The sequence below is a fragment of the Hymenobacter sp. CRA2 genome, assembly GCF_002007105.1.
Taxonomy (GTDB): Bacteria; Bacteroidota; Bacteroidia; order Cytophagales; family Hymenobacteraceae; genus Solirubrum.
Genome location: NZ_MVBC01000023.1, coordinates 1 through 25,604 on the forward strand (window position 1 = coordinate 1; position 25,604 = coordinate 25,604).

Annotated in this window: 28 protein-coding genes; 24 read left to right on the plus strand and 4 right to left on the minus strand. The window is 64.1% G+C overall.

The window, feature by feature from the left end; all coding sequences use genetic code 11:
• Window positions 1-145: 145 nt before the first annotated feature.
• Together B0919_RS24950 and hutU are read right to left on the minus strand one after the other, a co-directional pair.
• A complete protein-coding gene (locus B0919_RS24950) occupies window positions 146-937 on the minus strand; it encodes a hypothetical protein (RefSeq protein ID WP_139362350.1) in 792 nt (263 codons plus the stop codon).
• Between the two features lie 58 nt (window positions 938-995).
• On the minus strand, window positions 996-2,780 hold the full coding sequence (gene hutU / locus B0919_RS23375) for a urocanate hydratase (protein ID WP_217701068.1): 1,785 nt from the start codon (window positions 2,778-2,780) through the stop codon (window positions 996-998).
• A gap of 322 nt (window positions 2,781-3,102) precedes the next feature.
• Here hutU and B0919_RS23380 point away from each other — a divergent pair, with 322 nt between their 5' ends.
• The 4 genes from B0919_RS23380 (at window position 3,103) to B0919_RS23395 (ending at window position 6,194) form a co-directional block, all read left to right on the plus strand.
• On the plus strand, window positions 3,103-3,501 hold the full coding sequence (locus B0919_RS23380) for a hypothetical protein (RefSeq protein WP_078014733.1): 399 nt from the start codon (window positions 3,103-3,105) through the stop codon (window positions 3,499-3,501).
• Window positions 3,502-3,714: 213 nt separating this feature from the next.
• Window positions 3,715-3,936, plus strand: a complete 222-nt coding sequence (locus B0919_RS23385; RefSeq protein WP_078014734.1) for a hypothetical protein — start codon at window positions 3,715-3,717, stop codon at window positions 3,934-3,936.
• 402 nt (window positions 3,937-4,338) lie between these two features.
• Window positions 4,339-4,776, plus strand: a complete 438-nt coding sequence (locus B0919_RS23390) for a hypothetical protein (protein WP_078014735.1) — start codon at window positions 4,339-4,341, stop codon at window positions 4,774-4,776.
• A 299-nt stretch (window positions 4,777-5,075) separates the two neighbouring features.
• Window positions 5,076-6,194, plus strand: coding sequence for an MBL fold metallo-hydrolase (locus tag B0919_RS23395; protein ID WP_078014736.1), 1,119 nt, complete (start codon window positions 5,076-5,078; stop codon window positions 6,192-6,194).
• A 115-nt stretch (window positions 6,195-6,309) separates the two neighbouring features.
• Here the strand turns inward: B0919_RS23395 and B0919_RS23400 are convergent, their stop codons facing one another.
• Both B0919_RS23400 and B0919_RS23405 read right to left on the minus strand, forming a co-directional pair.
• Window positions 6,310-7,143 (minus strand): hypothetical protein, encoded by an 834-nt coding sequence (locus tag B0919_RS23400; RefSeq protein WP_078014737.1) that lies wholly within the window; start codon window positions 7,141-7,143, stop codon window positions 6,310-6,312.
• A gap of 269 nt (window positions 7,144-7,412) precedes the next feature.
• A complete protein-coding gene (locus B0919_RS23405) occupies window positions 7,413-8,321 on the minus strand; it encodes an arginase family protein (protein WP_078014738.1) in 909 nt (302 codons plus the stop codon).
• A gap of 139 nt (window positions 8,322-8,460) precedes the next feature.
• On the opposite strand from B0919_RS23405, the gene B0919_RS23410 reads away from it, so the two are divergent.
• From B0919_RS23410 to B0919_RS23505, 20 genes are all read left to right on the plus strand, one after another.
• Entirely contained in the window at window positions 8,461-8,988 is a 528-nt protein-coding gene (locus B0919_RS23410; protein ID WP_078014739.1) for a hypothetical protein, read from the plus strand.
• A gap of 147 nt (window positions 8,989-9,135) precedes the next feature.
• Entirely contained in the window at window positions 9,136-9,870 is a 735-nt protein-coding gene (locus B0919_RS23415; protein ID WP_078014740.1) for a YebC/PmpR family DNA-binding transcriptional regulator, read from the plus strand.
• Between the two features lie 115 nt (window positions 9,871-9,985).
• Complete coding sequence (locus B0919_RS23420; protein WP_078014741.1) at window positions 9,986-11,050, plus strand: serine hydrolase domain-containing protein; 1,065 nt, start codon at window positions 9,986-9,988, stop codon at window positions 11,048-11,050.
• Window positions 11,051-11,155: 105 nt separating this feature from the next.
• Window positions 11,156-12,217 (plus strand): proline iminopeptidase-family hydrolase, encoded by a 1,062-nt coding sequence (locus tag B0919_RS23425; protein WP_078014742.1) that lies wholly within the window; start codon window positions 11,156-11,158, stop codon window positions 12,215-12,217.
• A 75-nt stretch (window positions 12,218-12,292) separates the two neighbouring features.
• Window positions 12,293-12,721: a RidA family protein gene (locus tag B0919_RS23430; RefSeq protein ID WP_078014743.1), complete on the plus strand. Its 429-nt coding sequence runs from the start codon at window positions 12,293-12,295 to the stop codon at window positions 12,719-12,721.
• Between the two features lie 126 nt (window positions 12,722-12,847).
• Complete coding sequence (gene rluF / locus B0919_RS23435; protein ID WP_078014744.1) at window positions 12,848-13,846, plus strand: 23S rRNA pseudouridine(2604) synthase RluF; 999 nt, start codon at window positions 12,848-12,850, stop codon at window positions 13,844-13,846.
• A gap of 67 nt (window positions 13,847-13,913) precedes the next feature.
• Window positions 13,914-14,525: an ankyrin repeat domain-containing protein gene (locus B0919_RS23440; RefSeq protein WP_078014745.1), complete on the plus strand. Its 612-nt coding sequence runs from the start codon at window positions 13,914-13,916 to the stop codon at window positions 14,523-14,525.
• 197 nt (window positions 14,526-14,722) lie between these two features.
• On the plus strand, window positions 14,723-15,718 hold the full coding sequence (gene bioB, locus B0919_RS23445; RefSeq protein WP_078014746.1) for a biotin synthase BioB: 996 nt from the start codon (window positions 14,723-14,725) through the stop codon (window positions 15,716-15,718).
• A gap of 81 nt (window positions 15,719-15,799) precedes the next feature.
• Window positions 15,800-16,063 (plus strand): hypothetical protein, encoded by a 264-nt coding sequence (locus tag B0919_RS23450; protein ID WP_139362351.1) that lies wholly within the window; start codon window positions 15,800-15,802, stop codon window positions 16,061-16,063.
• A gap of 18 nt (window positions 16,064-16,081) precedes the next feature.
• The gene (locus B0919_RS23455) at window positions 16,082-17,242 is read left to right on the plus strand and encodes an aminotransferase class I/II-fold pyridoxal phosphate-dependent enzyme (RefSeq protein WP_078014748.1); all 1,161 of its coding nucleotides are present in this window, start codon (window positions 16,082-16,084) and stop codon (window positions 17,240-17,242) included.
• Window positions 17,205-17,855 (plus strand): dethiobiotin synthase, encoded by a 651-nt coding sequence (gene bioD / locus B0919_RS23460; protein WP_078014749.1) that lies wholly within the window; start codon window positions 17,205-17,207, stop codon window positions 17,853-17,855. Before B0919_RS23455 ends, bioD begins: the two co-directional genes overlap by 38 nt.
• Window positions 17,856-17,904: 49 nt before the next feature.
• Window positions 17,905-19,233 carry an adenosylmethionine--8-amino-7-oxononanoate transaminase gene (gene bioA / locus B0919_RS23465; RefSeq protein ID WP_078014750.1) on the plus strand — a complete coding sequence of 443 codons (1,329 nt, stop codon included), beginning with the start codon at window positions 17,905-17,907 and terminating at the stop codon, window positions 19,231-19,233.
• On the plus strand, window positions 19,226-20,395 hold the full coding sequence (locus B0919_RS23470) for a beta-ketoacyl synthase N-terminal-like domain-containing protein (RefSeq protein ID WP_078014751.1): 1,170 nt from the start codon (window positions 19,226-19,228) through the stop codon (window positions 20,393-20,395). The genes bioA and B0919_RS23470 overlap by 8 nt, the downstream gene beginning before the upstream one ends.
• Before the next feature lie 88 nt (window positions 20,396-20,483).
• Window positions 20,484-21,863 carry a M28 family metallopeptidase gene (locus B0919_RS23475; RefSeq protein ID WP_217701069.1) on the plus strand — a complete coding sequence of 460 codons (1,380 nt, stop codon included), beginning with the start codon at window positions 20,484-20,486 and terminating at the stop codon, window positions 21,861-21,863.
• Between the two features lie 277 nt (window positions 21,864-22,140).
• Complete coding sequence (locus B0919_RS23480; protein ID WP_078014753.1) at window positions 22,141-22,911, plus strand: slipin family protein; 771 nt, start codon at window positions 22,141-22,143, stop codon at window positions 22,909-22,911.
• A gap of 56 nt (window positions 22,912-22,967) precedes the next feature.
• Window positions 22,968-23,318 carry a hypothetical protein gene (locus B0919_RS23485; protein ID WP_078014754.1) on the plus strand — a complete coding sequence of 117 codons (351 nt, stop codon included), beginning with the start codon at window positions 22,968-22,970 and terminating at the stop codon, window positions 23,316-23,318.
• Between the two features lie 73 nt (window positions 23,319-23,391).
• The gene (locus tag B0919_RS23490) at window positions 23,392-23,571 is read left to right on the plus strand and encodes a hypothetical protein (RefSeq protein ID WP_078014755.1); all 180 of its coding nucleotides are present in this window, start codon (window positions 23,392-23,394) and stop codon (window positions 23,569-23,571) included.
• 33 nt (window positions 23,572-23,604) lie between these two features.
• On the plus strand, window positions 23,605-24,081 hold the full coding sequence (locus tag B0919_RS23495) for a GNAT family N-acetyltransferase (protein ID WP_254846657.1): 477 nt from the start codon (window positions 23,605-23,607) through the stop codon (window positions 24,079-24,081).
• A gap of 1 nt (window position 24,082) precedes the next feature.
• Window positions 24,083-24,481, plus strand: a complete 399-nt coding sequence (locus B0919_RS23500) for a DUF5958 family protein (protein ID WP_078014757.1) — start codon at window positions 24,083-24,085, stop codon at window positions 24,479-24,481.
• 26 nt (window positions 24,482-24,507) lie between these two features.
• Window positions 24,508-25,515, plus strand: coding sequence for an MBL fold metallo-hydrolase (locus B0919_RS23505; RefSeq protein WP_078014758.1), 1,008 nt, complete (start codon window positions 24,508-24,510; stop codon window positions 25,513-25,515).
• Window positions 25,516-25,604 lie beyond the last annotated feature (89 nt).

Sequence of the window (25,604 nt, forward strand, 5' to 3'; positions counted from 1 at the left end):
CGCAAAAGCGCGCGGCCACTTGGGCCTGCCGGGCGCCCGGCTCGGCCAGCGCCTGCGCCACGCGCTGACGCAAATCCATCGAGTATGCTTGCATACAGCCGCTTACGTACGCGGAGCGCCAGCAGCTACATTGTCTGTGAATCTGCTATAGCAATAGCAATTTTGGAAACGTATTCCTCTCTCTAGAATTATACAAATAGAATACTAGTGACATCAATACTTTCTCGCCTGAAGACAAATCAGCAAGTTTGATTTCATCACCTGTTAACTCATTAAACATCCGCAATGTAAATACGTCACGAATCCCATTCTTAGAAGGATCATTAAAAGTAAAAGGCATTTTCCCTTCTTTCAATATTTCACGAAGAACATACCATGGCTTCTGCCCAATTCTCGCAAAAATATCTTCTTCTGATAAACCTTCTGACTTCAATTCTATTTCATCTATTCTATAGTTGTAAAATATTTCAGCAATTTTTTGTCCTAGTTGATTTTCATTTTCAACCAACACTGGAGGAAAGTGTTCTATAAACTCGTCTTTACTTATCAAGTCAAAGGATTTTCCTGTTTTACGAACTATGTCTGAAAAAACATGTCCTAATCTTAATTTAGCCTCACCTTGGACTTGGCCTCTACGTTGCCTAAATTCCTCATAGTATTTATTTAACTGCTGTTGCTGAGCCACTAAATCAATGGAATTGGCATTTGCCAGATTCCACTCTCCTTTTAGATATGCAACTTCGTGTTTACCTACGGTAACTCCCCCAATAGCGACTCTTTCACTTGTACCCACTTTGTTTATTATTGTATTATACACAAGCTCCAATATCTGAGACTTGCCTACACCATTAGGACCAGTTAAAACAGCAAACATTGGCACATTTAACCATTCAAAAGAATCTAAAGACTTATATTTCCCAGAGAAAGAAATATTCATGATATTTTCAGAAAAAAAGTCACTTTTACTAAACCGTCCTAAACCTTGAAAAGGTTACCTATTTCCTAATTTTAGTACTTCCCGGAATCTTCGCCCCGCGCTCCTGGGCTACCTGCTGGGCCAGCTCGTAGCCTGCGTCGGCGTGGCGGAAGACGCCCATACCGGGGTCGGTGGTGAGTACGCGGCGCAGGCGCTCGGCTTTTTCGGGGGTGCCGGTGGCTACGATGACCATGCCGGAGTGCGTGCTGTTGCCGATGCCCACACCGCCGCCGTTGTGCAGGCTCACCCAGTCGGCGCCGGAGGCGGTATTGGCCAGGGCGTTGAGTAGGGGCCAGTCGGCTACGGCGTCGGAGCCGTCCTTCATGCCCTCGGTTTCGCGGTTGGGCGAGGCCACGGAGCCGCAGTCGAGGTGGTCACGGCCGATGACGATGGGGGCCGAGACTTCGCCGCGGGCCACCAGGTCGTTGATGACCAGGCCGAATTTTTCCCGCTCGCCGTAGCCCAGCCAGCACACGCGGGCCGGGAGGCCGATGAAGGGCACCTTGGCCTGGGCCTTTTCGATCCAGCGGGCCAGCATCTTGTTGTCGGGGAAGGTTTCGAGCAGGGCGCGGTCGATGCGCAGGATGTCCTGCGGGTCGCCGGAGAGGGCGGCCCAGCGGAAGGGGCCTTTGCCCTCGCAGAACAGCGGGCGGATGTAGCCGGGCACGAAGCCGGGGTAGAGGAACTGCCCGTTTTCGTCGCGCACTTGCAGGCCGCCTTTTTCGGCCTGACCGCGCAGGTTGTTGCCGTAGTCGAGGGCCACGGCCCCGCCGGCCTGCATGTCGATGATGGCCTGGCAGTGCTTCACGATGGCCTGCAGAGCCTGGCGCTTAAACTCTTCGGGGTTGTCTTTGCGCAGCTGCAATACTGCGTCGATGTCGCCTTCGGGAATGTAGTCCATCAGGTCGTGGGCGGAAGTCTGGTCGGTGACGATGTCGGCCTTGTAGCCGCGCTGCAGCAGCTCGGGCAGCACGGTGGCGGCGTTGCCGGTCAGGCCGATGCTCCAGCCTTTGCGGGCCGCTTTGTACTGCGCCATCAGCTCCAGGGCGTGGTTTAGGTCGCGGGCCTGCTCGTCCACGTAGCCTTCGCGCACCTTCTGCTTCACGCGGGCATCGATGGGCTCGACGACCAGACACACGCCGTCGTTCATGGTCACGGCCAGCGGCTGGGCGCCCGACATGCCGCCCAGGCCGGCCGTCACGGTAACGGTGCCGGCCAGCGTGCCGCCGAAGTGCTTGTCGGCCACGGCGGCGAAGGTTTCGTAGGTGCCCTGCAGGATGCCCTGGGTGGCAATGTAAATCCAGGAGCCGGCCGTCATCTGCCCGTACATCATCAGGCCGAGCTTGTCCAGCTCATCGAAATACTCCTGGGTGCTCCAGGCGGGCACGATGTTCGAGTTGGCAATGAGCACCCGCGGGGCGTGGGCCCAGGTGCGCAGCACACCCACGGCCTTGCCCGACTGCACCAGCATGGTTTCGTCGGCTTCCAGGTTCTTGAGCGTGTTGACGATGGTCTGGTACTCCTTCCAGTTGCGGGCCGCGCGGCCGGCGCCGCCGTACACAATCAGCTCGTCGTAGACCAGGCTCACCGCGGGGTCGAGGTTGTTTTCGAGCATGCGCAGGGCCGCTTCGGCTTCCCAGGTTTTGCAGCGCAGCTCGGTGCCGTGCTTGGCTTTTACCGTTTCCGTGGGCTTGTACTCGTAGTACATCGGGCGCTGGGCCGGCTTGGCTTGGGTGTTGGCAGCGTCCGAGGCGGAAGTGGTTTCGAGGTTGAGTTCGGGGGTGTCGAGGGCAGAGTGTGACATGGGCGGGCGGGAATGTTCGGGGATTGGGTGGAGCGGCGAATATAGGAGTTTCGGCGGGGCAAAATGGCCTTTTTCGGGCGCATGAGCCGATTGATGCGCGGCTTGCTGGCTGGCGTAGTGGCAAGGGCTGCCCAACGGCTAACGCGGCGGCCGCGGCAGCTGACGCTGGGCGGCTGAAGACCGCCGCAGTCCGGGGCGGCTACTGCACGGGCAAGTGGCTCGGCTGAAAAATTTGCCTGGCTTCGACTACCCGCGCTGCCCCGCCGCGTACAGTAGCCATTGCCGCTCATCAATCATCTTCCCTCCTACCGTTAGCAACCCCATGAAGAAGAGTCTGTTTCTAGCACTGGCCGCGGCCACCTTCACGCTAGCCAGCTGCGGCGGCGACAAGCAGCAAAACGACACGCCCGAAGTCAACGGCATGTCCTCGGAGCAGGACGACCCCGGCCGCCCCGACGGCACCAGCAACGACAGCAGCGACACCGACCCCGGCAGCCAGACCGTGCCCGGCACGGCTACCCCCGGTGGCTCGACGGCGGGCAGCGGCAGCGCCACCACCAGCCGGCCCGAACCCGGGGAGAAGAGCGGCAACACCATCGGGGAAGACGAAACGATGCGTAACGGGCAAGTAAGCACCTCGGGCAGCCAGCCTGGCAACACCACGGGCAGCAATACCACCAGCGCCAACGGGGCCGGCACGGGCGCTACTTCGGGCCAATAACCAGTTTCGACGGGACGGCATAGCCACTGCCCCGGTCTGAAGTACTGTACCGGACTCGGTGGCTCGCAGCTGTACGCCTAGTTTAAGTAGAGCGCTTCTGCCTCGATTTCTAAGCCTTAGCCGGTTACCTCCCCGTTCGCTGGGTATCAAGCGTTGGTTGGACTGCCACGGGCTGCCAACTAACGCTTTTCCACCACCATTACTCCTTACTCCATGAAAAAGCTCCTGTTTCTGAGCCTGGCCGCGGCCTCGTTCGCCTTTGCCTCCTGCGACCAAAGCAAAACCAACTCCGCCGAGGGCAGCGCCTCCGGCTCGACCATGACGAGCACCCGACTCGGTGATGCCGACGGCGACGAAGGCAAAGTGGATACCGTGCGCACCGACGCCGGTACCCCGACTGTGAACACCCCCAGCGACACGATGGCCGGGCAATAGCCCGCTTCACTAGGTACCGGCGGCCCCGCAGCATCGAATTGGATGTCGCGGGGCCGCCGGTCTGGTTACAGCCCAAACGGTGTCCGAAAAGTCATTGGAGACTCCCTGCCCGTCATGCTTCGACAAGCTCAGCATGGCGGTACGGGAATTTTCGAATGCTGCCTTTTTGCTCAGCCGCCAGCGCCGCTACTAAGCGCTGTGCCGGTATTATGCATTTCTGCTCCGCGAGGTGTATCGGAAATGTTATAGCAGCCATAGTTTACTGTCGAGTTTAAAACATTATCAACATTTTTTTTCACAAATCTTGGGTTACCTACGGGCATAAGGAGTATAAAGACACGATTGAGCCGCTGAGCCGGCTTTATCGACAACTTCTTACCACAACCTTCACCAACCAATACCATGAAAAAGGTTCTGTTTATGGCCCTGGCCGCAGCATCGTTCACCTTCGCCTCTTGCGGCGGCAACAACCAAGAAGGCGGCTCGGGCGGCAGCACCGGCGGCACTGGCACTGAAAGCACTGGCGGCGGTACCATGGGCGAAAGCGGCTCGGGCTCGTCGGATATGGGCGGCAGCGGCGACGCTGGCATGAGCGCCGACACGAGCATGGGCGGCGGGTCTGGCTCCACCACCACGGGCGCTGCTACCACCACCTCGGGTGGCACGATGACCGGCAGCAGCACGGGCAGCGGCAGCACCGCTGGCACCACGGCCGGCAGCTCCTCGACGGGCGGCAGCACGGCCGGCGGCATGGGCACCACGGCTGGTGGCTCGACGGCTGGCGGCAGCACCGCCGGCGGCACCGGCTCGACGGGCGGTGGCACCACGGGCGGCCGTTAATCCACGCAACCGCAACTCATAAGCCACTTGGCTTTGCAGCAAAAGCCCCGCACGTCGTGTGCGGGGCTTTTTTGTGTTTGCGCCGACGGGAGCCCAGCAGCCAGTAAGCGAAATTTCATAGCAGGATGGCGGGATGAAGCCACGCCAGAGCAACCGCGCCCCGCGGAGCTTTCCTGGCCGCGCGGCCGGTACGCACAGGCGCGGCCCACAGGGCTAAAACGCGGCCTCAGCAACCCTGGCTCCGGCCCCGCGCAGGCCCGGGTTAAGCTGAACGGCCCGGTTGGCTTTTCCGGCGCCCGGTGTACCCCCGCGCCGCCAACCTGCGTACTCCCTGCTACACCAAACACCTGAGCCCGATGAACCAAGTAGCCGCTGGCGTTACCCAGCTCCAGATCCAACGCTTTGTCAACGTGTACTTCGTGGAAAGCAGCAACCCCGGCGAGTGGGTGCTGGTCGATACCGGACTTCCCGGCTCAGAAAAGCAGATTATCGAAACCGCCGATAAGCTGTTTTACCCGGGCACCCACCCCACGGCCATCCTCCTCACGCACGGCCACATGGACCACTCGGGCTCGGCGCGGGCCCTAGCCGAGCACTGGAACGTGCCGGTGCTGGCCCACCCCCTGGAACTGCCCTTCCTGCAGGCCAAAGCCGTGTACCCGCCCGCCGACCCCACCGTAGAAGGCGGCGGCTCGCTGGCCTTCGTGGCCCGCTTCTTCCCGCCCCAGAGCTTCCAGCTCAGCGACTTAGTGCAGCCCCTGACCACCGATGACGACGAAACGCCCTACCTGCCCGGCTGGCGCTGGCTGCACGTGCCCGGCCACGCGCCGGGGCAGATAGCCCTGTTCCGGCAGGAGGACCGCACCCTGCTCGGCGCCGACGCCTTTGCCACCGCCAACCACGAATCGGTGCCCTCGCTGCTGCTGCAGCGCCCGCAGATCAGCGTGGCCGGCGCGCCCTTCAACTATGACTGGCAGCAAGTGCGCGACTCGGTAGAACGGCTGGCCGCCCTGGAGCCGCAGGCCATTGGGTGCGGCCACGGCCCGGTTATTCAGGGCGCCGAAGCCGCCGCGGGCCTGCGCGCCCTGGCCGATAACTTCCCCGTACCCGCGTACGGGCGCTACGTTGATGAGCCAGCCCGCATCGATGCCGACGGCGTGCAGTACCTGCCGCCGGCCCCCAAAGACTCGCTGCCCGCCAAAGCGGTGCTCATCACCACGGGCCTGGCCCTGGCTGCCGTGGCCGGCGTAGCCCTGCTTGGTCGCAAGTCGGGCAGCCGCAAAGACGGTCAACAGCCTATGTACAACTCCAAGGTGTACGACCTGGCGGCCCGCCGCGCCCGGCGCCACGGGCAGGCCGACAACCGGCCGCGAGACTCCGACGACTACGTGTATCCGTACAAGGAAGTGCGTTACTAGTCCGAACTAAGCACCTGACTATGTGTCCTTAACACACACATCGGGCCGCCCTTGCTATGCAGGAGCGGCCCGAGCTTGTTATGTGAGCGTTGTGCCTAAGGAAGATACGTAGAATTTATTTATCCGCGCGGCTCACCGTTACGCCGCCGTTGGTTGTCACGGCCTTCACCGGGGCGCCGCCCTTGCCTAGCGCCACTGATACTTCGCGGCCGATGCTGCCCTGCACCTTGGTGGGAAAGTCGGTGCGGATGGGGCCGTGCTGGGTGCTGGTGAAGAGCTGCGCCGAATAATCGGCCGGTACTTTCCAGCTGATGCCGCCGTTGGTCGTCGTCACATCGAGGCCGGTGCCGTCCCACTTCGCGCCGGTGAGCGTGATGCTCAGGCCGCCGTTGCGGGTACTGCCTTTCACGTCGCCGCCCGCGCCGAGGATACTCACCCCGCCGTTTTCGGCTTCGAAGGACACTGGGCCGCGCAGGTTTTCGAGGTGAATGCCGCCGTTGTGGGTGCGCAGGGCCAGCGCCGTTTTCTCCGGCACAAAGATTTCGTAGCTCACCGCGTAGCCCCCGTCGCTGACGGCGTACCCGCTGTTCTTGCCCGAGCCATCGGAGCCGGCGGCGCGCAGGGTGTTGTTTTCGGTGCTGATTTTCACGTCGGCCACGCGGGCTTTGGCCGTGGCGTCGTCTTTGGCCCAGGCCTGCACCTTGGCCCGCACCCGGATGTCGGCGCCGCTGTAGCCCTTCACCGTGATGCCGCCGTTGCGCAGCCCGTCCACCGTCAGCTTGCCCGATTTGATGGCCGGCAGGGTCAGGTCGCGCGTTTCGCAGTAGCGCCGCTGCTCCGAGTTGCCCCACTTGCCTTCTTCGCAGGTGGACGTAAAGGCCGGCGTCGATTGGGCCAGGACAGAGACAGAGGCAGTGCTGAGCAATAGGGCCGTAAGCAGGATTTTCATAGCGTCAGAAAAGCTTTGGGGTTGGAATGATGCTCTACTGACAAGCGGCAAATATTCAAGGCTGCATATTCAACGAAATATTTCGTAGGCTTTTTTTTGGTGGCTATCGATAGTGTTTCTACGGCTAGTTCCCCTCCTCAATTGAGGAGGGGTTAGGGATGGTTGATGATGCGTTGAACGATGTCCAGCTCTAGCTTTTCTAACTCTAGTCTTCCAACCACCCCTAGCCCCTCCTCAGCTGAGGAGGGGAACTGGCCGCTAGCCTCATTCTAGCCTGCGGCCACGCCCGTCAGGTAAGCCGTGATGATGGTAGCAGCCAGCCGGGCCGTCATGAAGTCCCGGTCGAGCACGGGGTTGAACTCCACTACCTCAAACAGCCGCACCCCGGCGTGCTTGCCCGCCAAAAACGCGGCTACCGTGGCCTGGCGCGGCGTCAGCCCGTCGCTGCTGGGGGCCGACACGGCAGGGGCGAAGGCCTGCGCCACCACGTCGGTATCGAAAGAGACGAAAGTGGGGCCATCGGCCGCGGCGCGGCGCAGGGCGCGCTCCATGTAGAGCGTCATGCCCTCGTGCTGCACGTGGGCCAGCGGCACGATGGTGGCCTGCTGCTGATGCAGGAAATCCACGTCTTCCCAGGTGTTGAGGTTGGAGTGCAGGCCGATTTCGGTGAAGCGCGGGCCGCGCAGGAAGCCCTGACGCAGCAGCTTGCCGTAAGGCGTGCCGCTGCCCAGGTCGGGGCGGTCCTTCACGTCGGCGTGCGCGTCGAGGTTGATGCCGCCCACGGGCTGGCCACCAGTGGCATCGAACAGGCCGCGCACAGTGCTGAAGGTGCCGTCGTGGGAGCCGCCGAGCACCACCACGCGCGGGTACTGGCGCAGCAGCTCCCCTACCCGCTCGCGGATGCGCTGGTGATGCGCGGCGTGGTCGTAGGTCGCGCCGGGGGCGGTGATGTCGCCCGCGTCGGCAATGCGCAGGGCATCGAGGCGCACGTTGTGCTCCAGGTTGTAGGTTTTGTGGTAGCGGCGCAGCTCGCGGCGAATGGCCGCCGGGGCGCCCACGGCCCCGGCCCGGCCGCCTTCCAGGACGGTGCCGTGGTCCAGCGGCAGCCCCACGAGGCAGACATCGGCCTGGGGCAATTCGGCGGCGGGGCGGATCAATTGGCGCAGGAAAGTGGGCATGGCAGGTGGGCAAGTCGATGGAAGGCCAAATGAAGCGGACCGCGGCCGTTGTGCCAAACGGCCGGCGGCGGTACTTTCGGGTATTCTATCACGGTTGGCCGCGGGCGTTGCGCCTGGGTCGGCGGCTTTTCCTGCTTACATGACTTACCGCTTTTTCGGTTTTGTGCTCCCGGCGTTGCTGCTCGGCCTCACCCCGCCCGCGGCATACGCCCAAACCCAGCCGACTACCAAAGCGGCCAGGCCAGTAACTAAACCCGCGCGCAAGCCGGCCGCCAAATCAGCGGCTTCGGCAGCCAGCCCGGCGTCGTTTTACACCACCTACGCCTACCGCTCCTACAGCATTTATTCGCCTGACGAAGCCGAGCCGACCCCGGCCAACGGCGTGGGCGGCACGCTCACGCTCAACGCCGACGGCAGCTACCAGAAGCGGCTGCGGCTGGCGGGGCCGAGCGGCCCGATGTCGTTCAATCAGGACGGGCAGTTTACGCTCAGCGGCGACCAAATCAGCTTTACCTACCCCGGTCCCAACGGCCAGCCCAAAACCGATCAGGGCTCCTTCCGCCTCGACCCGAAGCAGCAGCTGGTGCTCACCATCGAGGGGTTTCCGGCCGGGAGCCGCGGGGTGTACACGCTGGAGGCGCAGCAGCCGGCCGCGGGCGCCAAATAGCCCACCCTACGGCCTCAAACGCGGCCCTGACTTAACGTTGGGGGTTGCCCTTGGTCGGGCTTTCGGCTAACTTGCGGCCCCTTCGGCAGCCGGCCCCTCGCCCGCCGAAACTCACTACCTCACAACTTCACAATTTCACCTTTATAGATGGGACGCGCGTTTGAATTCCGCAAAGGCCGCAAAATGAAGCGCTGGGACCGAATGTCGAAAGACTTCACCCGCATCGGGCGCGAAATCGTCATTGCCGTGAAAGAGGGCGGCGCCAACCCCGACACCAACTCGCGCCTGCGCACGGCCATGCAAAACGCCAAGGGCGTGAACATGCCCAAGGACCGCGTGGAAGCGGCCATCAAGCGCGCCTCCTCGAAGGAAGAAGGCAACTACACCGAGGTGGTGTACGAAGGCTACGCCCCGCACGGGGTGGCCATCGTGGTGGAAACGGCCACCGACAACCCCACCCGCACCGTGGCCAACGTGCGCATGTACTTCAACCGCGGCAACGGCGCCCTGGGCACGGCCGGCTCGTCGGACTTCACTTTCACCCGCAAGGGCGTGTTCAAGCTGGCCGCCGAAGGCCTCGACCGCGACGAGCTGGAGCTGGAGCTGATTGACTTCGGTGCCGACGACATCTACGAGGATTCGGAGGAGGACGAGCACGGCAACGAGAAGCACTACATCGTGGTGGAAACCGCTTTCAGCGACTTCGGCCAGATGCAAAAGGCGCTGGAACAGAAGCAGCTGAACGTCATCAGCGCCCAGCTGCAGCGTATTCCGAACACCACCGTGCACCTGGAAGGCGAGCAGCTGGAGGAGGTGATGAACCTGATCGAGAAGTTCGAGGACGACGACGACGTGCAGGCTGTGTATCACACGCTCGGCTAAGCGTTACGCTCCCCTCTTCCCTAGTCCAAACGCGGGCTGCCTTACCCCAGGGCAGCCCGCGTTTGGCTTTATTTGGGTTCGTTTTCAAGAAAGATTCACTTCCCGCTATTCACCAATGCGAGTATTGATTACCGCCCTGCTTTGGCTCTACACGTGCGTGGCCGTGGCCCAGCAGCAGCAACTAACCGCCCTGATGCAGAAAGCCAACGTGCCGGGCCTGCAGTTGGTGTACAGCCGTGGTACTACTGTCCGGAGCTACTACCTGGGAAAGCGGCAGAACGGCACCGCTCAGGCCGTGGATGCCAGGACCACGTTTCAGGCCGCGTCGCTCAGCAAAGTGGTGCTGGCTTACACCGCCCTGCGCCTGCACGACCGTGGCGTAATCAACCTGGACAAGCCGCTGCTGGCTTACGCCCCCTACCCGCGGCTGGGTACGCAGCCGCGCGCTGCGACCATTACGGCCCGCATGGTACTCACGCACACCACCGGCCTGCCCAACTGGGCCGACAACCCGCTAGGCCCGAGCTGGAAAACCTCGGCCCTGCCACTGAAGTATGCTCCCGACAGCTGCTGGAACTACTCCGGCGAAGGCTTTGTGTGGCTGCAGAAAACGCTGGAGCACCTCACCGGCAAGTCGCTGCAGACGCTGGCGCAGGAAGAGGTATTTGGCCCGCTCAAGATGCCCAGCAGCAGCTTCGTGTGGCGCGAGGCCTTCGGGCGCAACGCCAGCTACGGCCACGACCAGAGCGGTAGGGCCACGGAAATCCGGCAGTTTCAGGAACCTAGCGCCGGCTTCAGCCTGCTCACCACCGCCTCCGATTACAGCCGTTTTGTGCAGGCGCTGGTGCTCGGCCAGGGCCTTAAGCCCGCCACTGCCCGGCTGCTCACCACGGCCGCCAACCCGGCCAACCGCTGCGGCCTGGGACCCACTCCCACTGATCCGTACATTGCCTGGGCCTACGGCGTGGGCCTGGCTGCCACCTCGGCCGGCCCAGCCCTGTGGCACTGGGGCGACAACGGCGACTTCAAAGCCTTCTTTATGGCTTTTCCGGCCCAAAAAGCGAGCCTGGTGTTTTTTACCAACAGCGCCAACGGCCTTAAGCTCACCGACGACTTGCTACGGCTGTTTGTGGGCCCGGGTGAGTACCGCGCCATGCAATGGCTGGCCGAGGAGCAGTAGTCCGCGACAGCGCCCGCCCGATGGCGTTGGGAAGAGGTCGAATTATCAGTACGTTTAGCCCATAAGCCCCTTGGCTGTTCCGTCTTCCGCGTCAACCCGTTTTTTATGAAGCTCCTTTCCGTCCTGCTTGCTACCGGTATGCTGCTAGGCCTAGCCACCTCCTGCACTCAGCCAGACAAAGAAAACGCCTCGGCTGACGCTGCTTCCGCCATCCCTGCCTCCTATTTTGGCGGCGACACAGCCCGCGTGAAGGACGGTGGCGTGCAGGTCATTCCCATCACGACGCCCAAGGGTAAGTTCAACGTGTGGACCAAGCGCTTCGGCAACAACCCGCGCATCAAGCTGCTGCTGCTCAACGGCGGGCCCGGCGCCACGCACGAGTACTTCGAGTGCATGGAGAGCTTCCTGCCGCAGGAAGGCATCGAGTTCATCTACTACGACCAGCTGGGCTGCGGCAACTCCGACAACCCCAAGGACACCAGCATGTGGAGCCTGCCACGCTACGTGGAGGAAGTGGAGCAGGTACGCCAGGCCCTGAAGCTGGACAAGGACAACTTCTACCTGCTGGGCCACAGCTGGGGCGGTATCCTGGCGGCGGAGTATGCGCTGAAGTACCAGCAGCATTTGAAGGGCGTCATCATTTCGAACATGATGATGAGCATCCCGGCCTACAACAAGTACGCCGACGAGGTGCTGGCCCCGCAGCTCAAGCCCGAGGTGCTGGCCGAAATCCGGCAGATCGAGGCCAAAAAGGACTTCCAGAACCCACGCTATATGGAGCTGCTGGAACCCAACTTCTACGCCGAGCACCTGTGCCGCGTGCCTCTGCCCGAACCCGCCGCCCGCTCCCTGGGCAAAACCAACCAGTCGCTGTACGTGACGATGCAAGGGCCGAGCGAGTTTGGCGCCTCGGGCAAGCTGGTGAACTGGGACCGAACGGCCGACCTGCCCAAGCTCGCAGTGCCGGTGCTCAGCATCGGTGGCAAGTACGACACCATGGACCCCGAGCACATGCGCATGGTGGCGCAAAAGGTGCAGAACGGCTCGGCGCTGATCTGCCCCAAGGGCAGCCACATGAGCTTCTACGACGATCAGCAGACCTACATGAATGGCCTGACGAAGTGGATGCTGGCCGTGAACAAAGGCGAGAAGAAAGTGGCGCTGTAACCCGCTCCGGCAATGAACTGCTGCCCTAACGTGCTTAAATCCGGTCTGCTCGCTACCAGTCTGCTACTGAGCTGTATGGCCGCCGCTCAGCAACGCCCTACGCCAGCCAAGGTCCTGAACCCGCCCGGTGTGGCGCCGGCCAAGGGTTACTCACATGCCGTCAGCGTGGACCTGGGCACGGCCACCATGCTCATTATTTCGGGGCAGGTGGCGCTGGACGAGCAGGGCCGGGTGGTGGGGGCCGGCAACGTGGGCCAGCAGGCCGACCAGGCGTTTCGCAACATTCAGCGCATCGTGGAGGCGGCCGGCGGCACCATGCAGCACGTGATGAAGCTGAACTACTTCCTGCTCGACGCGGGCCAGCTGCCAGCGGTGCGCACGGCCCGCGACCGGTACGTGAACACCGCCGCGCCGCCGGCCAGCACCGCAGTGCAGGTTAGCAAGCTGTTTCGCGAGGAGTTCCTCATCGAAATCGAAGCCACGGCCATTATTCCGAAACCGTAGTCTGCGGGGCCTGCCGCGCCGCTACGCCCGTGAGCAATACGACAAGGGCTTCAACCGGCCGGCTCGTCGTACTTTTGCCTTTCGGCTACGTTGTAGTGGTCGGCCTCCATCCCATTTGCTTCCGTCATGCCTACCCGTCTCAACAAGTACATCAGCGAAAGCGGCATCTGCTCGCGCCGCGAAGCCGACCGCTTCATTGAGCAGGGCGTGGTATTCGTCAATGGCAAGCGCGCCGAGGTGGGCACCCAGGTGGAGCCCACCGATAAAGTGGTGGTCAACGGCAACCGCATCGAGCCGCGCGCGGCCGAAGATGCTATCTACATTGCCTTCAACAAGCCCCCGGGCATCACCAGCACCACCGAGCGCAACGTCAAGGACAACATCATCCGCTACATCAAGCACTCGGAGCGGATTTTCCCCATCGGCCGCCTCGACAAGGAGTCGCAGGGCCTGATTCTGCTGACGTCGAACGGCGACATCGTCAACAAGATCCTGCGCGCCGGCAACGAGCACGAAAAGGAATACATCGTGATGGTCGATAAGCCCATCACCGATGCCTTTCTGGAAGGCATGCGCCAGGGCGTGCCCATGCTCGGCACCATTACCAAGCCTTGCCCGGTGCAGAAGGATACCGATTACATCTTCCGCATTACGTTGGTGCAGGGCCTGAACCGCCAGATCCGCCGCATGTGCGAGTTTTTCGGCTACGAGGTGGTGCAGCTGGAGCGCTGGCGCGTGATGAACATCACCCTGAAAGGCCTGGGTGTGGGCGACTGGCGCGAGCTGACCGAAAAGGAATTGGCGGGTATCTTTGCAGCCATTGAGCATTCCAGCGGCACGGCGCCCAAGCGTCGCGCACGCGGCGAGAAAACGCCCCAGCAGCTGGCCAGCGAAGAGTGGCTGAGCGAAGCCCCGCGCAAATCGGGCCCCAAGCCACGGGCCAAAACCTACGGCGCCGAAGCGCAGGCCAAGGGCCGCCACCGCCCCGGCGGGCCCAAGCCCAAAGCTGCCGACGCCGGCCGCAAGCCCGCCGGTGGCAGCAAACCGGCTGGCGGCAAGACAGCTGCCGGCGGCAAAGCAAGTACCCGCAAACCAGCGCGGCCGGGCCGTCACTCCGGTCGCTAAGAGGCCGGGCCACCCGGCGTTGTCGCTGCGGTGAGGTCTAGGTGTACCCGCTCAACCCTTCAGCGCCATGTCGGCTGCGAAAATTGCATTTCTTGTTTTGCTGGTGCTGCTAGCCGTGGGCGGCTGCTCCGGCCAGGAAGAGTACACCGCCTTGCAGGGCCCGCAAAAGCGTTTGGTGTACGCCATGCTGTTCAGGCACACGTTTTCGGTGCAAGCGGCCGTGACCGAGCTGGCGGAGGACGACCAAATAGAGCAGCTCATTCCGACGGAACGCGTGGGCTGCGGGGCCTGGACGCCCCTGGCCTACGCGGCCTACATCGGCAACGTTGGCGCCGTGCGGCAGCTGCTGAAGCACGGCGCCAACGTGCAGTTTCGCGACCAGCTCGGGCAGACGCCCCTCATCCTGGCTTGTCAGGCGGGCAACACCGACGTGATGCGCGAGCTGCTGAAGGCAGGCGCCCACGTGTACGACACCGACGCAGATGACATGTCTACGCTCTCGCACGCCGCAACGGCCGGCAACCGCGAAGCCGTGCGGTTTCTGCTGGGCCACGGCTTCCACCCCGACAGCTCACGGGAGCACATGAACGCCACGGATTTTGCCCGCTTCTACGAGCAGCCGGAAATCAAGCAGCTGCTGGAAGAGCAGGGCCTGGAGGGCAACCGCTACAAAAAATAAGCCCCGCCGCGCAGGCAAAGGCCCGCTGATTTTGCGACGGTTACCGCGCCGCGCCGCCGCCTTGGCCCCTTCTTCATCTTCTATCCGCCGCTTCTGCTATACCTTCGGCCCGCCAAAGCAGCTACCCCACGGCTGCGGCGGGCCGCTTTGTTTGCCGCGGCGGCCTCTTGTTTCCCCACAACCACTCTCCCACCGTTATGCTCCGTACTGACTGGACGCTCGACGAAGTACACGCTATTTATCACCAACCCGTACTGGAGCTCGTGGCCCAGGCCAGCGAGGTGCACCGCCAGCACCAGGCCACCGGCGAAGTGCAGGTGTGCACGCTGCTCTCGGTAAAAACCGGCGGCTGCCCGGAGGACTGCGCCTACTGCCCGCAGGCTGCCCGCTACCACACCGGCGTGCAGGCTCATAAGCTGCTGCCCGATGCCGAAGTGCTGGCCGCCGCCCAACGCGCCAAGGATTCGGGCTCGACGCGCTTCTGCATGGGCGCCGCCTGGCGCGAAGTGCGCGACAACCGCGACTTCGACCGCGTGCTTGGCATGGTGACCGAGGTGAACAACCTGGGCTTGGAAGTGTGCTGCACCCTGGGCATGCTCAACGAGTACCAGGCCGAGCGCCTCAAGCAGGCCGGCCTCTACGCCTACAACCACAACCTCGACACCAGCGAGGAAAACTACTCCAACATCATCACCACCCGCACTTACGGCGACCGGCTCGACACGCTGGAGCACGTGCGCAAGGCGGGTATTTCGGTGTGCTCGGGCGGCATCATCGGCCTGGGCGAGACGGACGAGGACCGCGTGAAGATGCTGCACACCCTGGCCACGCTACCGGCCCACCCCGAGTCGGTGCCGGTGAATGCGCTGGTGCCGGTGCAGGGCACGCCGCTGGCCGATCAGCCCCGGGTAAGCGTGTGGGAAATGCTGCGCATGATTGCCACGGCCCGCATCCTGATGCCCCAGACCATGGTGCGCCTCTCCGCCGGCCGGCAGGAAATGCCCGTGACCGAGCAGGCGCTGTGCTTCCTGGCGGGGGCCAACTCCATCTTCTCGGGTGAGAAGCTGCTCACCACGCCCAACCCCGACTTCGACGCCGACAAAGAAATGTTTGCCTTGTTGGGCCTGAAGCCGCGCCAGGCATTTAAAAATCACGTACCAGAGGGCGCCACCGTTCTGGCCAGCGTCAACTAACTACCCGACGTGCGCGGCAGCGGGCGGCATCACCTGCCGGGCCCGCTGCCGTTTGCGTTGGCCCGGACTTCCCTGCTGTATATGATTATCGATTTCGAACTTAACCTCGACCACGCCTACGCCGAAACCATCCGCCAGCAGCACGACGCCCGCGAGGCCCAGGAGCTGATCGGCGAGCTGGAAGACACCATCGGGGCGGCCATCAGCCTGATTCACCAGCGCTACGGCGTGCTGCCGGGCGTGGGCGACCGGGTGGAAGTGGATTCGGCCTGGGTGGTGGTGACGGCGCGCACCTTCAGCCAGAACGGCGCGGTGTGGCTGTCGGTCGGCCAGTTCGAGGTTTAGCTAACTGCTTTTTTGCTGATGCCCCCTGCTTCGGCCCTGCTTCAGCGCCTGGCGCAGCACTTGCAGCAGCGCGAGGCCGAGGGCACCCGACGCCGCCTGCCACCGCCCCCCAATGCGGCGCGGGTGGATTTTGCGTCCAACGACTACCTGGGCCTGGCCCGCGCTCCTGCGCTGCGCACCGCCGTACAGCAAGCCGCCGCTACCGGCCCGCAGGTAGGCAGCACCGGGGCGCGCCTGCTCACCGGCAACTCCGCCGCCGCCGAAGCCCTCGAAGCGCAGCTAGCGGCTTTCCACGGTGCCGAAGCGGCCTTGCTCTTCACCTCGGGCTATGCGGCCAACCACGGCTTTTTTGCCGCCGCGCCGCGCCGCGCCGACGTCATCTTCTACGACGAGGCCTCGCACGCCTCGGTGAAGGACGGCATCCGCTCGTCCTTCGCTACGGCCTACAGCTTCCGCCACAACGACGTGGCCGACCTGCAACGCCGCCTTGCGCGCCTGCAACTGCCGGCCGGCGCGGCGGTGTTCGTGGCCGTAGAAGCCGTGTACTCCATGGGCGGCGACCAGGCCCCGTTGCGCGCGCTGGCCGAGCTGTGTCAAGCGCACGGCGCGCACCTGATAGTCGACGAAGCTCACAGCGTGGGCGTGTACGGGCCGCGGGGCGAAGGGCTAGTGACGGAGCTAGGGCTGGATGCGCAGGTGCTGGCGCGCGTCGTCACCTTCGGCAAGGCCGTGGGCAGCCACGGCGCCGCTGTGCTGGGCCCGGCCCTGCTGCGCGACTACCTGCTGAACTTCAGCCGGCCGTTTATCTACACCACGGCTTTACCGGAGTACTCCGTGGCCAGCCTGCGCGCGGCCTACGAGCTGCTGCCCAATCTGCACGAAGCCCGCCGGCGCCTGTTTGAGTTATCGGCCTACCTGCTCGGCCAGCTCGGTGCGGTGCCGGGAGTGCAGGTGCCGGCCGATAGCCACGTCATCCACCCCGTGCAGCTGCCCACGCACACGCCGCAGCAGGTGCGCGCCGTGGCCGCCGCCGTGCAGGCGGCCGGCTTCGATGTGCGCGCCATCGTGCCACCCACCGTGCCCGCGGGCCAGCAGTGCCTGCGCGTGATTGTCCACAGCTTCAATACCGAATCCGAAATCGATGACCTCGTTTCCGCCCTCCGTCAAGCGCTGGCCTGAGCAGCCCGACCGGCTCTTCGTTACCGGCATCGGCACCGACGTGGGCAAAACCGTGGCCGCCGCCGTGCTCACGCAGGCCCTCGGGGCCGACTACTGGAAGCCCGTGCAGGCCGGCGGCCTCGACCACACCGACACCGACGAGGTGCGCCGCCTCGTGACGCACCCCGGTAGCTACTTTCACTCCGAGCGGCACCGGCTGCAGCTGCCCGCCTCGCCCCACAAAGCCGCCGCGGCCGAGGGCCGGCAGCTGCTGCCCACCGACTTCACCTTGCCCGACACGCCCAACCACTTGGTGGTGGAAGGCGCGGGCGGCCTGCTGGTGCCCTTGGCGCCGGGCTTCCTGGTGGCGGATCTGGTGCAGCAGCTGGGCCTGGCCGTGGTGGTGGTGAGCCGGCATTACCTGGGCTCCATCAACCACACCCTGCTCACGCTGGAGGTGCTGCGGCAGCGCGGCATTGCGGTGCGCGGGCTCGTCTTCAACGGCCCGGCCGACCCCAGCACCGAGGACGTCATCCTGAACCATACGCCCGCGCCGGTGTTGCTACGCCTGCGCCCCGAGCCCGCGCTGACAGCGGCCGTGGTGGCGGCCTACGCGCCCCAGGTGCAGCTCTAGCCCTGAGCGGTACCCGGCGCTGCTTTTTTCCCGCTTTTCGTCTCTTCTTATGTCCTTAGCCGAACGCGACGCCGCCGTGCTCTGGCACCCCTACACCCAGATGCAGACCGCCCCGCTGCCCATTCCGGTGGTGCGCGGCGAAGGCGCCTGGCTGATTGCCGAAGACGGCCGCCGCTACCTCGACGCGGTGGCTTCTTGGTGGGTAAACCTGCACGGGCACGCCCACCCCTACATTGCCGGCCGCGTGAGCGAGCAGCTCCGCACGCTGGAGCACGTGATGTTTGCCGGCTTTACGCACCCGGCCGCCGTGGAGCTGGCCGAGGGCCTGCTGCGCGTGCTGCCCGATAATCAGCGGCGCGTATTCTACTCCGACAACGGCGCCACGTCCATCGAGGTGGGCATCAAAATGGCGCTGCAGTACTTCCACAACCGCGGTCAGGCGCAGCGCCGCACCCTGGTGGCCTTCCGCGACTCCTACCACGGCGACACGTTCGGGGCCATGTCGGTGAGTGCGCGCTCGGCCTTCACCGCGCCGTTTGCCCCGCTGCTCTTCGACGTGCAGTTCATCGACGTGCCGGTGCCGGGCCGCGAGGCGGAAGTGCTGGCCCAGCTGGAAGCTGTGCTGACCACCCACGACGTGGCCGCGTTCATCTTCGAGCCGCTGGTGCTGGGCACGGCGGGCATGGTGATGTACGAGCCCGACGCCCTGGACACCCTGATCAGCTGCTGTCACGAACACGGCGTGCTCTGCATTGCCGACGAGGTAATGACCGGCTTCGGGCGCACCGGCCAGCTTTTTGCAGCCGATTATCTGCAGACGCAGCCCGACATTATCTGCCTGTCCAAAGGTCTGACGGGCGGTACTATGGCCTTGGGCGCTACCACCTGCACGGCCGCCATCTACGAGGCCTTTCTCAGCGACGACCGGACGCGTACTTTCTTCCACGGCCACTCCTACACCGCCAATCCCGTGGCCTGTACGGCCGGCCTGGCCAGCCTGGAGCTGCTGCTCGCGCCCGAATCGGCCGCCGACCGAGCCCGCGTCGAAGCCCGGCACGCGGCCTTTGCGGCGGAGCTGCGGGGGCAAAGCGGCATTGCCGAGGTGCGGCAGCGCGGCACCATATTGGCCGTGGAGTTTCGCGTGGCCGAGGGCACGTCCTACTTCAGCCGCCTGCGCGACGAGTTTTACGCTCTCAGCCTGGAGCGCGGCGTACTGCTGCGCCCCTTGGGCAACATCGTGTACGTGCTGCCGCCTTACTGCATCACCGACGCCGAGCTGCGCCAAGTGTACGACACCCTGCTGGCCATGCGCGAGCTGGTGCTGCGCCCGGCCCAGGCCGCCGCGCCAGCTGATTTGCCCGAATACCCACATGATTAACCCCGTCGATGTACGCGTGGTCATTCGCGGCTGGGGCAGCGTATCGGCCGCGGGACTGGGCGCTGCGCCGGCCGCCGGGCCTACGTTTCAGCGGCACCCGCAAGCGGCGGTGCCCGTTGCGGCCCTGCCCGCCGCGGCCGAAGCGGCGCTGGACGCCCTGCGCCGCAGCCGCCCCGCCTACCGCGCCCTCGACCGCAGCGTACTGCTGGCCTTGCTGGCCGCGCAGGCAGCTTTCCAGCGGGCCGGCTGGTCGCCCACCGATCCGGCTTCTTTGGCTGTCAGCCTGGGCTCCTCGCGCGGCGCGACGGAGCGGTTGGAGACATTCCACGCCGATTTTCTGCGCGACGGAGTGCCCCCCACGGCTGCCTCGCCGCTGACCACCCTGGGCAACGTAGCCAGCTGGGTGGCCGACAGCGTGGGCGGTGCCGGCGCGGCTATCAGCCACAGCAGCACCTGTAGCACGGCGCTGCAGGCGCTGGGCAACGCCCTGGCCTGGCTGCGGGCCGGGCTGGCCGAACGGTTTCTGGCCGGCGGCACCGAGGCCCCACTTACACCCTTCACCCTAGCTCAGATGCAGGCCCTGGGCATCTACTCCGCACTGCCCGCCACGGAATACCCCTGCCGCCCCGGCGCCGGCGGGCCGTCTACGTTCGTGCTGGGCGAAGGCGCAGCCGTGTTTGCCCTGGAAGCCGTGCCCGCGGCACGCCCCGGCGACCTGCTGCTGGAAAGCGTGGGGTTTGGCTTCGAGGCGACGGGCACCAAAACCGGCCTCACAGCCGATGGCCAGCACTTTCAGCAGGCCGCCCGGCAGGCCCTGCGCTTGGCTGGCCGTCAGCCCGCCGAGGTAGATTTGCTGGTGCTGCACAGCCCCGGCACCCGGGCCGGTGACGCGGCGGAGCGCCGGGCCGTAGAAGCGGTTTTCGGGAAGAATTTGCCGGCTTGTACCTCCAATAAGTGGCAGCTGGGCCACACCCTCGGCGCCTCCGGCGCGCTCAGTCTGGATCTGGCCTTGGGCATTTTGCGCGGCGAAATCAGCTCCGAGCCTTTGCCGTTCGAGTCGTGGCTGAACCAGCGGCCCGCGCCAGCCCGGCCGCGCCGGGTGTTGGTGCAGGCGGCGGGCTTTGGGGGCAATGCAGCCTGTGCCTTGGTGAGTCGGGTCTGACCTTACTCGTTACTGGCAAGGCTGCTGTGCAACGCTCCGTAAATTTTCGAGTATGTTAGCCCGCCGCGCCGTTCATTATCGATTTCGCATGACCCGTTTCGCCCCGCTCTTTTCAGCTGCCGCTGTTTTCTTCGCCTTCACTGCCCATGCGCAGGCGCCTGCTGCCTCCGCTTTGGTTACGCCGCCCGCCGACGCCGACATCCAGAAGATGGTGGGCGAAATTTCGGCCCAGCGCCTCAACGACGACATCTACAAGATGGTATCCTTCGGCACGCGCCACACGCTTTCTGACACCAAGGATAAGAAGCGCGGCATCGGGGCCGCCCGGCGCTGGGTGGAAGACGAGTTTAAGAAGTACGCCAAAGCCAGCGGCGGCCGGCTCAAGGTGGAGCAGGATACCTTCACGGTGAAGCCCGACGGCCGCCGCGTGGATGTGAAGACCGTCATGGCCAATGTGATGGCCACGCTGCCCGGCACCGACCAGAACGATAACCGCGTGTTCATCGTCAGCGGCCACCTCGACTCGCGCGTAACCGACGTGATGAACCGCACCGCCGACGCGCCCGGCGCCAACGACGACGGCTCGGGCGTGGCCATCGTGATGGAGCTGGCCCGCGTGATGTCGACGCGCAAGTTCCCGTGTACCATCGTGTTTGTGGCCGTGCAGGGCGAAGAGCAGAGCCTGATTGGCTCGGGCTACCTGGCCCGCAAGGCCAAGGCCAACAACTGGAACGTGGTGGGCATGCTCAACAACGACATCGTGGGCAACTCGCACGGCCACGACCCCGACCTGAGCGACGCGGGCCGCGTGCGCGTGTTCAGCGAAGGCGTGCCGGCCGGTGAGACGCCCGAGCAGGCCCAGCTGCGCCGCCAGCTTTCCTCCGAAAACGACTCACCCTCGCGCCAGCTGGCCCGCTACGCCAAGCGCGCCGGCGAGCAGTACGTAACGGGCCACGTGGTGGAGCTGGAGTACCGCCCCGACCGCTTCCTGCGCGGCGGCGACCATACGCCCTTCAACCAGCAAGGCTACGCGGCGGTGCGCTTCTCGGAAATGAACGAGGACTTCACCCACCAGCACCAGGACTTGCGCACTGAAAACGGCCGCCCCTACGGCGACCTACCCGAGTACGTCGACTACGAGTACCTGCGCAAAAACACCGGCGTGAACCTGGCTACGCTGGCCGGCTTGGCCCTGGCCCCGGCTGCCCCGCAAAACGTGGGCGTGCTCACGGCCAACCTCACCAACCGCACCGAGCTGAAGTGGGAAGCCCCGGCCACCGGCCGCAAGCCCACCGGCTACGTGGTGCTGATGCGCGAAACGTCGTCGCCGGTGTGGCAGCGGCGCTTCCCGGTATCCGGTACCACGGCCGACCTGCCCCACAGCAAAGACAACTACATCTTCGGCGTGGCAGCGGTGGACGAGCAGGGCCACGAGAGCCTGCCGGTGATTCCGAAGCCGGTGCGGTAAGCTGAGCATTAACGCTTAGCAAAGGCCATCGATGCCAATGGTAACCGGGCCGCCAGCCAGCCGCTGCTGTTCCGGACTCCGCTGTTCATCGTAACGGAGCGCCGTTGAAGGGCACTGTTCAAAACGACAAACCCTACCCTTCCAAAATGGTAGGGTTTGTCGTTTTGAACAGTGCCCTAAAACTCGCAATTACTTATCAAACATACACTTGCTTATCACCCGAGTATTCCGGCACGTCCCATGCGTTAGCATCCCCGAACATTTCGACTGCCTCGCCATGAGCACCGCGCTTCTTATTCTCGGCATTATCCTCGTCTTCCTGGTCCTGGGCCTGCGCATTGCGCAGGAGTACGAGCGCGCCATCGTGTTCCGGCTGGGCCGCTTTACCGGCGTGCGTGGGCCGGGCCTGTACTGGATCATTCCGTTCATCGAGCGGCAGCAGACCATCGATATGCGCACCAAGACGGTGGATTTGGAGCAGCAGGAAACCATCACCAAGGACTCGGTGACCATCAAGGTAAACGCGGTGCTCTGGTTCCGGGTCATTCATCCGGCCGACGCGGTCATCAAGGTGGCCAACTTCAACCAGGCGGTGTACCAGCTTTCCGTCACGGCCCTGCGCAACATCATTGGCCAGCACCAGCTCGACGAGGTGCTCAAGTCGCGGGAGCAGATCAACCGCACCCTGCAACAGATCGTGGATCAGGCCACCGAGCCCTGGGGCGTGAAGATTGAGATGGTAGAAATCAAGGACGTGGAAATTCCCGGCTCCATGCAGCGCGCCATGGCCCGCGAGGCCGAAGCCATCCGGGAAAAGCGCGCCCGCCTCATCAAGGCCGAAGCCGAGCTGGAAGCCTCGCAGAAGCTCACTCAGGGCGCCAAGCAGATGGAAAGCAGCCCGATTGCGCTGGAGCTGCGCCGCATGCAGATGCTCTCCGAAATCGGCATCGACAACAATACCACCACGGTGGTGCTGGTACCCTCCGACTTCACCAACGCCGCCCGTAGCTTCACGCAGATGGTCAATCAGCAGCAGACTGCCTCCTAATTCAACACTCTTCCAGACACTTACTTTATCTGTTTACGCATTTTCACACTACTGTCATGGTCAACGTAACCCGCCAGGCCGACACTTTTGTCTTCGACGTGCAGGGCCTGCACAAGCTTTGGGCCTTCAAAAGCCAACTCCAGATTCCGGCCGCGCACATCCGCACGGCCCGCCAGGACCCCAAGGCGCTGGGTGGCTGGTGGAAGGGCTGGCGCATGCCCGGCACCCACGTTCCGGGCCTGCTCACGGCCGGCACCTACTTCAAAGATGACCGCCGCATTTTCTGGGACGTGCACGACGAACGGCAGGCCGTCATTATCGAGCTGGAGCACGAGGATTACGACCAGCTCATCATTGAAGTGGCCGACCCGGACGCCGTGATTCAGCTGCTCACCAGCGGCCGCTGAGGCCTCCGTTTTTTTGTCGGCGGGGTAGTGTGTGAACCGCCGATTCCGTCAACCCTTTTTCCCTTCTATTTCCATGGATTGGCACCACGAACATTCTTTGGGCTGGGGCACGTTGGCTCTGGTAAATGCCGCCCTGGCGCAGGGCAAAGGCCGCAGCGGTGTGTCTTGGTTTATCCTCTCCCTGCTGCTCGGCCCCATTGCCACGCTGCTCCTGATTTTGAGCCGCCCGCGCCCGGTGGACGGCATCCGCTAATGAATGCGGGCTGCGCACTTACTTTGCTGAGTGATGAACTCACTTGCGGCCATGATTATTCGCGAAGCCACCCCGGAGGATATCGACCAGCTGACGACGGTGCGGCTGGCCGTTCGGGAAAACGTGCTGCACACGCCCGGCCTGGTTACGCCCACCGCCTACGTCGACTACCTCACCCAGCGGGGCAAAGGCTGGGTAGCCGTGACGCCCGCGGGCACGGCCACGGGGTTTGCCATTGCCGATTTGCGCGGCCACAGCATCTGGGCCCTGTTCGTGCACCCCGACTACGCTGCGCAAGGCATCGGCAAGCAGCTGCACCGGCTGATGCTGGATTGGTACTTCGCCCAAACCGCCGAGCCGGTGTGGCTGAGCACCGCGCCCGGCACCCGGGCCGAGGCGTTTTACCGCCGCCAGGGCTGGCAGGAAACCGGGCGCACCAGCAGCGGGGAAGTGCGGTTTGAGCTGACGGCGGAGCAGTGGAAAGTCCAGAAGCACCTCCAGCAAGCTTAGCATGCCCGACTCAGCTTTTTTGGTGCTCAACCGTGTAGCCCAAGATCAACTGCCGCTGTCGGCCGGGCTGGCTTGGTTTGACGAGCTGTCCGACGAAGACCAGCAGGCGGCTATGAACGAGTTGCACTTCTATGTGCATCAGGCCCGCCCTACGCCGGAAGTAGTGCAGCGGGCCACCGAAACCGCGCCCATCAGGCCGGGCGCCACGCCCCTGGCGCTGCTGCGAAAGTTTCCCTTTCCCGTAGCATTGCGCAAAGTGACCAGCTTGCGGGCCGACGAGCGGCGCAACGCGTTTGCGGCCCTACTCACCGTTTTCTGCCTCGCCGACACCGAGCGCCGCATTACCCAGTGTCGCGGCCGTTGCGGGCACGACTGGCACCAGTTGCCTGCCATGCCGTAGCCGCTGCGCGGCGTTACTTTGCGGGCATGTCGCTGTTTGCTCCTCTCAGCCTGCTCCCCGCTTTCTTCGTCGCCGTATTCGCCGCTGGCTCTGGCCAGGCTGTGACCACGTTGCCCCGTCCGGAAAGTACTGGCTTCAGTCACCCCAAGCCGGCTTTCGATGTGGTGCCGCTGGGCGTAAAGGGCGGCCTCGACGAAAGCAACCTGTCGGCTTACCTCGTGGCCCCGACCGGCAGTCAGGACTTTATCTGCCTCGATGCGGGCACCGTGTACAGCGGCGTGCGGCAAGCCGTACGGCAGCGCGTGTTCCGGGAGTCCGCCGAAGCCGTCATTCGCCGGCGCATACGGGCCTACTGCATTTCACACCCGCACGTCGACCACGTGGCCGGGCTGCTGCTCAACGCCCCGGACGACACCGCCAAGAGCATTTACGGCACCGAAGCCTGCCTGCGCGTGCTGCAGCGGGATTATTTTAACTGGCAGACCTGGCCGAATTTTGGCGACGCCGGCCCGGCCCCCAGCCTGCGCAAGTACCAGCTGCGCACCCTCGCGCCGGGCGAGGAAACCAGCGTGCCGACCACCGCCCTGAGCGTGCGCGCCTTCCCGCTCAGCCACGGCCCCAACTACCCGAGCACGGCTTTTCTGGTGCGCTATGAGCAGAGCTACGTGCTGTACTTGGGCGACACCGGCGCCGACGAGTTGGAGCACAGCCAGCGGCTACGTGAGCTGTGGCAGGCCGTGCAGCCGCTGGTAGCCGCCGGGCAGCTACGAGGAATTTTCATCGAGGCCTCCTACCCCAACGAGCAGCCCGACAACCAGCTGTACGGCCACCTCACACCCACGCGCCTGCTGCAGGAGTTGGGCGTGCTTGGTCAGCTCACCGGTCCCGAAGCGCTGCGGGGGTTGCCGGTTATCGTCACGCACCTCAAGCCCACGAGTGCGAACGAGGCCACGATTCGGCGGCAGCTGGCAGCGGCCAACACGCTCGGACTGCGGCTGATTTTTCCGCGGCAGGGGCAGCGGCTACGGCTGTAGCGGGCAGCGAAGCAGCCCGGTGGCAGACGAGCAAAAAGTGGCTTTATGCTCGCTTCAGCCTACCTTTCGCAAAATCCCTGCTTCGCCGA

Coding starts and splice junctions, on each gene's coding strand:
- B0919_RS23415 (WP_078014740.1), top strand. CDS start 9,136: ATGGGACGCGCGTTTGAATTCCGCAAAGGCCGCAAAATGAAGCGCTGG.
- B0919_RS23430 (WP_078014743.1), top strand. CDS start 12,293: ATGGCCGCCGCTCAGCAACGCCCTACGCCAGCCAAGGTCCTGAACCCG.
- B0919_RS23485 (WP_078014754.1), top strand. CDS start 22,968: ATGGTCAACGTAACCCGCCAGGCCGACACTTTTGTCTTCGACGTGCAG.
- B0919_RS23480 (WP_078014753.1), top strand. CDS start 22,141: ATGAGCACCGCGCTTCTTATTCTCGGCATTATCCTCGTCTTCCTGGTC.
- B0919_RS23490 (WP_078014755.1), top strand. CDS start 23,392: ATGGATTGGCACCACGAACATTCTTTGGGCTGGGGCACGTTGGCTCTG.
- rluF (WP_078014744.1), top strand. CDS start 12,848: ATGCCTACCCGTCTCAACAAGTACATCAGCGAAAGCGGCATCTGCTCG.
- B0919_RS24950 (WP_139362350.1), bottom strand. CDS start 937: ATGAATATTTCTTTCTCTGGGAAATATAAGTCTTTAGATTCTTTTGAA.
- B0919_RS23390 (WP_078014735.1), top strand. CDS start 4,339: ATGAAAAAGGTTCTGTTTATGGCCCTGGCCGCAGCATCGTTCACCTTC.
- bioD (WP_078014749.1), top strand. CDS start 17,205: ATGACCTCGTTTCCGCCCTCCGTCAAGCGCTGGCCTGAGCAGCCCGAC.
- B0919_RS23455 (WP_078014748.1), top strand. CDS start 16,082: ATGCCCCCTGCTTCGGCCCTGCTTCAGCGCCTGGCGCAGCACTTGCAG.
- B0919_RS23420 (WP_078014741.1), top strand. CDS start 9,986: ATGCGAGTATTGATTACCGCCCTGCTTTGGCTCTACACGTGCGTGGCC.
- bioA (WP_078014750.1), top strand. CDS start 17,905: ATGTCCTTAGCCGAACGCGACGCCGCCGTGCTCTGGCACCCCTACACC.
- B0919_RS23475 (WP_217701069.1), top strand. CDS start 20,484: ATGACCCGTTTCGCCCCGCTCTTTTCAGCTGCCGCTGTTTTCTTCGCC.
- hutU (WP_217701068.1), bottom strand. CDS start 2,780: ATGTCACACTCTGCCCTCGACACCCCCGAACTCAACCTCGAAACCACT.
- B0919_RS23380 (WP_078014733.1), top strand. CDS start 3,103: ATGAAGAAGAGTCTGTTTCTAGCACTGGCCGCGGCCACCTTCACGCTA.
- B0919_RS23505 (WP_078014758.1), top strand. CDS start 24,508: ATGTCGCTGTTTGCTCCTCTCAGCCTGCTCCCCGCTTTCTTCGTCGCC.
- B0919_RS23400 (WP_078014737.1), bottom strand. CDS start 7,143: ATGAAAATCCTGCTTACGGCCCTATTGCTCAGCACTGCCTCTGTCTCT.
- B0919_RS23410 (WP_078014739.1), top strand. CDS start 8,461: ATGACTTACCGCTTTTTCGGTTTTGTGCTCCCGGCGTTGCTGCTCGGC.
- B0919_RS23470 (WP_078014751.1), top strand. CDS start 19,226: ATGATTAACCCCGTCGATGTACGCGTGGTCATTCGCGGCTGGGGCAGC.
- B0919_RS23425 (WP_078014742.1), top strand. CDS start 11,156: ATGAAGCTCCTTTCCGTCCTGCTTGCTACCGGTATGCTGCTAGGCCTA.
- B0919_RS23450 (WP_139362351.1), top strand. CDS start 15,800: ATGATTATCGATTTCGAACTTAACCTCGACCACGCCTACGCCGAAACC.
- bioB (WP_078014746.1), top strand. CDS start 14,723: ATGCTCCGTACTGACTGGACGCTCGACGAAGTACACGCTATTTATCAC.
- B0919_RS23500 (WP_078014757.1), top strand. CDS start 24,083: ATGCCCGACTCAGCTTTTTTGGTGCTCAACCGTGTAGCCCAAGATCAA.
- B0919_RS23495 (WP_254846657.1), top strand. CDS start 23,605: ATGAACTCACTTGCGGCCATGATTATTCGCGAAGCCACCCCGGAGGAT.
- B0919_RS23385 (WP_078014734.1), top strand. CDS start 3,715: ATGAAAAAGCTCCTGTTTCTGAGCCTGGCCGCGGCCTCGTTCGCCTTT.
- B0919_RS23405 (WP_078014738.1), bottom strand. CDS start 8,321: ATGCCCACTTTCCTGCGCCAATTGATCCGCCCCGCCGCCGAATTGCCC.
- B0919_RS23440 (WP_078014745.1), top strand. CDS start 13,914: ATGTCGGCTGCGAAAATTGCATTTCTTGTTTTGCTGGTGCTGCTAGCC.